Origin of the sequence: Anabaena sp. CS-542/02 (assembly GCF_028331085.1) — a bacterium.
Lineage (GTDB): Bacteria > Cyanobacteriota > Cyanobacteriia > Cyanobacteriales > Nostocaceae > Anabaenopsis > Anabaenopsis arnoldii.
In genome coordinates, this window is the sequence record NZ_JAQMTM010000086.1 from 72,758 (window position 1) to 79,690 (window position 6,933).

Annotated in this window: 7 protein-coding genes; 1 reads left to right on the forward strand and 6 read right to left on the reverse strand. The window is 40.8% G+C overall.

Annotated features, from left to right (window positions below; genetic code table 11):
- Positions 1–53 precede the first annotated feature (53 nt).
- On the forward strand, positions 54–2,282 hold the full coding sequence (locus PN447_RS10160; protein ID WP_271762814.1) for a pentapeptide repeat-containing protein: 2,229 nt from the start codon (positions 54–56) through the stop codon (positions 2,280–2,282).
- A gap of 120 nt (positions 2,283–2,402) precedes the next feature.
- Here the strand turns inward: PN447_RS10160 and PN447_RS10165 are convergent, their stop codons facing one another.
- From PN447_RS10165 to PN447_RS10190, 6 genes are all read right to left on the reverse strand, one after another.
- Positions 2,403–2,738 carry a hypothetical protein gene (locus tag PN447_RS10165; protein ID WP_271762815.1) on the reverse strand — a complete coding sequence of 112 codons (336 nt, stop codon included), beginning with the start codon at positions 2,736–2,738 and terminating at the stop codon, positions 2,403–2,405.
- Positions 2,739–2,784: 46 nt separating this feature from the next.
- Entirely contained in the window at positions 2,785–3,111 is a 327-nt protein-coding gene (locus tag PN447_RS10170; protein ID WP_271762816.1) for a hypothetical protein, read from the reverse strand.
- A 252-nt stretch (positions 3,112–3,363) separates the two neighbouring features.
- The gene (locus PN447_RS10175; RefSeq protein ID WP_271762819.1) at positions 3,364–3,696 is read right to left on the reverse strand and encodes a hypothetical protein; all 333 of its coding nucleotides are present in this window, start codon (positions 3,694–3,696) and stop codon (positions 3,364–3,366) included.
- Positions 3,697–4,150: 454 nt separating this feature from the next.
- Positions 4,151–4,930, reverse strand: a complete 780-nt coding sequence (locus PN447_RS10180; protein ID WP_271762821.1) for a peptidylprolyl isomerase — start codon at positions 4,928–4,930, stop codon at positions 4,151–4,153.
- 57 nt (positions 4,931–4,987) lie between these two features.
- A complete protein-coding gene (locus PN447_RS10185; RefSeq protein ID WP_271762822.1) occupies positions 4,988–6,538 on the reverse strand; it encodes an HlyD family efflux transporter periplasmic adaptor subunit in 1,551 nt (516 codons plus the stop codon).
- Positions 6,539–6,626: 88 nt separating this feature from the next.
- Positions 6,627–6,933: ATP-binding cassette domain-containing protein (locus tag PN447_RS10190; protein ID WP_271762823.1), on the reverse strand; the 307-nt coding region annotated here is incomplete at its 5' end.

Here is a 6,933-nt window from a genome sequence, read left to right on the forward strand (position 1 = left end):
GCACCTACTCTGGTGCTATAGATGGGTAAGATTATTATTTTTACGGGTAATTGGTGATTCAGTTTTTTTTTAAACCCAAAGGGGCGCAAAGGGGCGCAAAGATAAAATTAAGTTTATATCTGCGGTTGTTTTTGATTTATGTCTGCGTTGGTTGGCTTTTTTTCTCTCCCCCGGTTGGGGCGTCTCCTAGTCAACTGGAACTTACTCCTTTAAGTCTGGAGTTGTTACAAGAACGATTGCGAACGCCGGTCATCCGTGAGGGGAGTCTGACTGTGGATTTACGGCAGATGGTGATTGATTTGCGACCGGAAAATGGCAGGTTTCGGGATGATTTTTACCAGTTGCTGCGCAAGGAGTTACAAAGGTCGGGGACTAAGCCTTTGGGTTTGGATTTGAGTGGTTCTCTAATTCAGGGGAGTTTTTTGGGTAGGGATTTGGGTTTGAGAAGTCCTCTTTATGCTGCGCCTGTTTATGCTCCTATTTTGACCCGTGGTGAACAGGAACAATTAGAAAGTTTACGCTCTGTTTGTTTGCAGTCTTTGGGAATAGCTTTACCTAGTTCTCCTGACTGTCGCGCACTTTTGGGAGGTGGCGGAACTGCTAGTGAAATCAATATTTTTCGTGGTTCTTTAAATCTGGTGGGAACCCGTTTTAATGGGGAGGTGCAATTCTCTCATACTTTCTTTTTTCAGCCGGTGAATGCTCAGAATGCTATTTTTATCCAGTCTAGTAACTGGGAAGAAACTAGATTTAGCCGCTCTGTGGGGTTCAGTGGTGCTAGTTTTCGCCAAGGAATTAATTTTAAAGGTAGTGCGTTTTTTGATCAGGTGAATTTTCAAAGGGCGCAATTCCAGGATCGGGCTGATTTCCAAAATAGCACTTTCTCGGAGTCTACTAAGTTCAATGAGGCTAGTTTTAAGCAGTCAGCTAAGTTTAGTCGCTCTCAATGGTTGGGAAATGTTGATTTTTCCGGTGTGCGTTTTGCTGGTACTGTACACTTTGGTCAGGCTGATTTTCATCAGTATGTTTTTTTTACGGAAACTATTTTTGAGCAAGCTGTAATTTTTCGCGCAGCTATTTTTAATCATGCTGTGAATTTACGTGGTGCTAGTATTTTGAATCAGGCGGATTTTAGTGATGCGCGGTTTGCTCAGGAGGCTTTTTTAAATGTCCCTGGTCTGACTTTTAATTCTAATCAAGGTAAAATTTTAGGGAATCCTGGGGAAATTGGCCAAAGGTTCCGGGTTCCTAGTTCCCTGGGTAATCAGAATATTTTGCGCAATTTGGGTCAGAATTTCCGTCAGCAGCAGCAAATCGCTGACGCTAATCAGTTGGAGTATACAAAACAAAAACTACGTTTGCGGGAGTTAACCCATCGGTTGGTGGATAGGAATATTAATACTGCTAGTCGCCAAAGTTTGCTTGATTTGGGTTTTAGTGCAACTCAGGCAGAGGCGATCGCCCGTCGTCGTATAATTAAACCATTCCGTAATCGTGGTGATCTGTTAACTTTAGCAGATATCGATTTAGATACTTATCACCTTAGCGATCGCTTGGTGATTGCTCAACCCCTTTCCCCTGGTGCGTGGTTCCTACAAGCAGCCAGATGGTCGGCTTTGAGTCTATTACTGCTCCTCAGTGGCTATGGTACCAGCTTTTGGTTAGTGTTTGGTGTCGGGGGTGTGGCGATCGCTTTTTTCGGCTGGTTATTCTGGCTCATAGACCGCTGTCGTCGCTTACATCCCGTTCCCATTATTCCCACCTATTACGAAACCATATCTATATGTGCTGGTTTTAGCTTGTTAACACTGTTGAGTTTATTGGCTATTTTCCGCAATGCTGAATACCCTTGGCTAACTCTAGGTTGTCTGGTAATTATTATTGTCCCTCTACCAGTGGCTTTAATTGTCCGCCTTTACCAACAAGGTCGTTATCACGATTTAATGGATGTTTCCTATTTTACAGAAGATGGTACTTTTCGCCAGTTACGATTATTAATTGGGCGATTACCTGTCATACCCAGAAATCAGACATTCCGCGAAAGATATATGCATTTACTATGGAATCGTCGGTGGAACTGGCTCAATTACTATGACTTTAGTTTGAATAACTTAGTTAGGTTAGGTTTTAACGATATTCGCCTCCGGGATGAACATTTACCAGGTATTATCGCCATCCTGGCTTGGTATCAGTGGAGTTTGGGTTTACTATATCTTACCCTGGTTTTATGGACTCTTTCCCGCACTATTCCCGGATTAAACTTACTCATTTATTTGAAGTGATCAATAGCTCTAATTAACACAATAATATCCAGATACCCCACTAGTGGGGTATCTATGTCCGGTTTTATGTCTTACTTCCAGCAATAAGAATCAGCAGCAAACCTGAATTTATAACTCAAACTAAAACATATCTTGAGTTTCAGAACTAGCAAGATTCGATTGGTCGATAATATTTGTACTACCGTTTCCTGCTATGATGTTGGCTATATTGGTGAGAAACTGAAAGTTATTCACAATAAATACCTGGATATTGATGTGATTTATCGGCATATTACGAGAACTTCGTGAGTTTCTATTTCTCCAATCTTGGTGATTTTGTCTTCCTCTCCAAAATCGATTTCGACAACCGCCAATCACGTCTTCAGCTTCAACGGTTTCGATTATATTTAAATCATTAATATTCATTGGTAGTACCCTGGTAAGTTTGATGGTGTTTGCAGAAATTTTAGTAAGCAATTGGGTTGCTTACGGACTACTATACCTGCTGCAATCATTCATTGATTCAAAAACTAGTGGAGTTGATGAAATGAAATGACATAGTAGTTTGATTACTTACACTCTGATAAATTCGGTTTCCAGTCCTAGCAAATGCAATGGCTCTTGCTCTGGCTAAACTCATACTAAAATTCTCAGATAATATAACTCTTGCTAAAGTTTGACTATCAGTAAAAGTATGATCACCTTCAGCAAGAGCAACTGCAAAAGCTACCGCATATCCAGAATTTACAGATGTACCAGTGCTAACATAAACATTGCCACCTGTGACAGGACTACTGGCGGCAATTTCCTGTAAATAATCTAAGTCCTTGATAATTAAGTGCTTACTCATGACTGAGTCTATTTCGTAGATTACATTTTTAGTGCGGGGAGTTTTCCGCAAGTACCTTTATTCAATCATCAACACTTCTAACACAGAAACCACTCTCTTTCATAAGTATTGAAAGTTGAGTAGTGTCTGTGTTTAGTGTTCTATGAAGTCAATTGCAATTGTTTGAGATCATTGATAGTTATTGCTCCTTTCAGGAAGACGCTTTGCGTCCATAGCGCTAAAGCAAGAACTATCAATCTAAATATTCAGCCGTTACAATGCCGAGGCGATTACAGCAACAGATGTGCTGGCAGAGAAAGAGCCACCTAATGTCTCGGTTACAGCCATAGTATCAGCTTTGGTGTAGGAAGTGACAAAAAACGGTAAACCTAATAGGCTGCGGTTGTTTTGTGCATCAGCTTTAGCACCAGCAGCAGCACTGTTATTACCAGGATTGCCGGGAGATGCAATTACAGTCTGAAAAGCATTTAAAGACCCAAAAGCAATACTAACTAAGTCAGTTTGAGTGTATGAACGATTTACAATACCACCAACAACACTTACTGCTTCAACTGTTTCTAGGGTGTTTAGTTCAGAAATAATCATTTGGATTTGTCCTGGGAATTTGTTTTCTTGTCTAGCCGGTTTGTTTCGTTTGGCTATGTTTCTAATATAGTTTATTCTCGGAAAAAGTCAATAGGTTTTTTGATTATTTTTTCAGGTAAGAAAATATTTATATATTGCTTAATTAGTAAATATAAAAACGCCAAAAATTAGGCAGTAAAACATATTGCCTAAGATTAAAGTTTATTAAATTTATTAATTATTTTCCAGCAAAATTAACTGTTAAAAACTCATTTTTTAACAGGTTTAAATTTTCTTCTCCTTAATAAAGCTAAGGTGTACACACAAATCGCACTACCCCCTTTATTCCCCCCGATGCACTGGGGAAAAACGCTCAATCTAGCCCTCTCCCCTTGATAAGGGGAGCGTGAGGGTGGGGTGAAACCCATGTTCTGCGATTACTTGTGTGTATAAGCCTTCATGAGGGTTGAGAAAATCAGATGCTCCCCATCAATTCTTTCTGTGGCTGTATAGTATCCAAATCTATCTGGGTGATTATCTCTATAGACTTAACTTGCTGATCTAACCAATCAGAAAATAATTCTGTGATGATAGTTTGGCGTAACTGCTCATCTAATTGGGGTTGATTAATTTCTTCTACCCAAATTAAATACACTCCTTTTGCAGTCCCAATGGGCTTAATCACCTGTGGTGGAGTTGCAGCAAATACAGATGCAGCAATCTCCGGGCGGAAATCTTTGCGGTGTCGCCTTCCTTGATATCCATAATTACATCTGCTTTCTGGGTCTTGAATATATAGCCGCGCCACTTCAGGAAAACTAATTTCTCCTTCTTCTATGGCATAAAACAGTTCTAAAGCTAAATCTCGGTCATCAAAAATGACCTCATAAGTAATAGCACTGACATAATCTAGTTGATGTTGATAAAAGAACCTTTCAACTTCCCCACCAAAAAGATGATCGGCTAACTTCTTAGCCAGAACCTTGTTATAGACTAATTCTTCAAAATCATCAACAGAAAGATGGTGTTTTGCCAACCACGCCAATGTATCTTGAACTTTTACGAGCTTATTGGCTAGGCGTAAGTTATCTCCGGCTTCCTGCACTTCTGCTGGTGTGACGATAATTCCTGCTGTTTGCGCAGCTTCCTGAATCATCTTTTGAGAGGCGATCGCCTCTACCATACCAGGAACCTGGGAAGATAGTTTGAGATTACGAATAATATCTGAAACGGAAATAGTCAGAACTTGAGACATGACACAATTACCCTGATAATTTGACTATTTTTACTAGTTTGTGATCTGTCTAAATAACTAAAGCTCTAGACCACCTTTTTGTAGTCTCCTGAAGGGATCTAAAACAAAGTCAATCACCCGGCGCTGACGCACAATCACTTCAGCATTTGCCGTTTGACCGGGGCTTAAGGGGATAATTTGCTCACCATTTTGGATATACCTTTGCTCCAAAGCCACTTCTAACTCAAAGGTTTCTAGATTTCCTTGGGGTGTTTGGGTAACTTGAGAGTCCGGTGCAATCCAATTAACTTTACCCGGGACAATGCCATATTCCTGAAACGGATAAGCATCAAACTTGATTTTCACCGGTATTCCTACCCGCAAAAAGCCGCTATCTTGAATCGGTATTTGCGCCTTGAGGATCATTTCACTATTTTGAGGAGCAATTTGGGCGATCCTCTGACCGGGTTGTACCACCTCTCCGGGCTTAGTCACTGGTAATTCAAATACTATCCCATCAATGGGCGATCGCACTATACGCTGCTGTATTTGCAGTTTCAAGGATGTAATTTGACTCCTAGTTTGCCTGATTTCTGACTGTAAGGCCGCAATTTGCCTGTCTATATCTTTCAGTTGCTCCTCCTGTCTGAGAATTGCCAGCTTACCAGCTTGCAGTAAAGTTTGATAGCTATTTTGTTCGGCTTCTACTTGCAGTCTTGCTTGTTCAATATCAGACTTTAACTGATTTATTGTCGCCTGATTGCGGCTCATCTGTTCAGTTAAGCGTAACTGCGCTTGTTTGACATCAGATTGCGCTCTTTCATAGATGCGTTGACTTTCTTGTTCTTCTTTTTTCAGCTGGTCAACTTGAGTAGCAGCAACCGCACCATCATTTACCAGCTGGGTAAAACGTTCAACCTGTCTAGAATCTATACTTAAACGACCATTAGCCGACCTCTCCTCATTCTTAGCAATGCGTATTTGCTGCTGTACTTGATTGAGTAGTGCCTCTGTTTCTAACTTTTGCAGATTATAAATACTTTGTTTAACACTTAAATTTTGCTTGGCCTGGTTCACTTGAGAAATCTTTTCTAGGGCTTGAGATTGGTTTTGTTCTTTTTGAACATTCAGGGTCAACTTTAGTTGATTTCTCAAGACATTAAACTGGGCGTGTTGCTGAATTAGTCCAGCCAGCCTCGCCTCCCCTTGATGGATTTCCGTCTGCAAAATATCAGAGTCAAGTTCCAGTAAAACCTGTCCTGCTGTCACAGTATCACCTGCTTTAACTTGGACAATTTTGACACTTCCCCCAGCCGGAGAATCCAATTTTTGCGTTGCACCTTGAGGTTCTATCCGTCCTCTAGCGCTGCCGGTTTCATCTACTTTCGAGAGAGTTGCCCAAGGTAAAGCAATGGTAGCAAAGCCCACCAGCACATACAACACACCACGAGTCCACAGTTTGGGTAAGGCATCTAGCAGTTCTTCAGTACCGTAATACAAATCTTCCGTATTACTTTGTGAAGTCTGCTGATTAAAAAGAGTATTTTCACTATTGGAATCAATATAAATTTGAGACTCATGATCATCTGTAACCATTGCAGATGAAGAATTGGGAGAAGTGTAAGGCATAGTTTCATAGGAAATTGGGAATTGGGAACTAACTAATGTCTAATGACTCCGCACCTTTTGTATAGTCCAATGCAAAAACCGGATCAACTTAAACTACTTGAGCTAGTTGTTGTTGATTGAGATAGTAGTAATGTCCTTTTTTGGCAATTAATTGATCATGAGTACCGCTTTCTACTAACACACCACGGTCTAAAACCAAAATTAAATCTGCATTGCGGACTGTGGACAGGCGATGAGCAATAATCACACTGGTGCGCCCTTTGAGTATGGTTTTGAGGTTATTCTGAATAATCCGCTCTGATTCCGAGTCTAGGTGACTGGTGGCTTCATCAAAGAGTAATAACCGGGGGTTACCAAGTAAAGCCCGAGCAATAGCTAGGCGTTGGCGTTGTCCA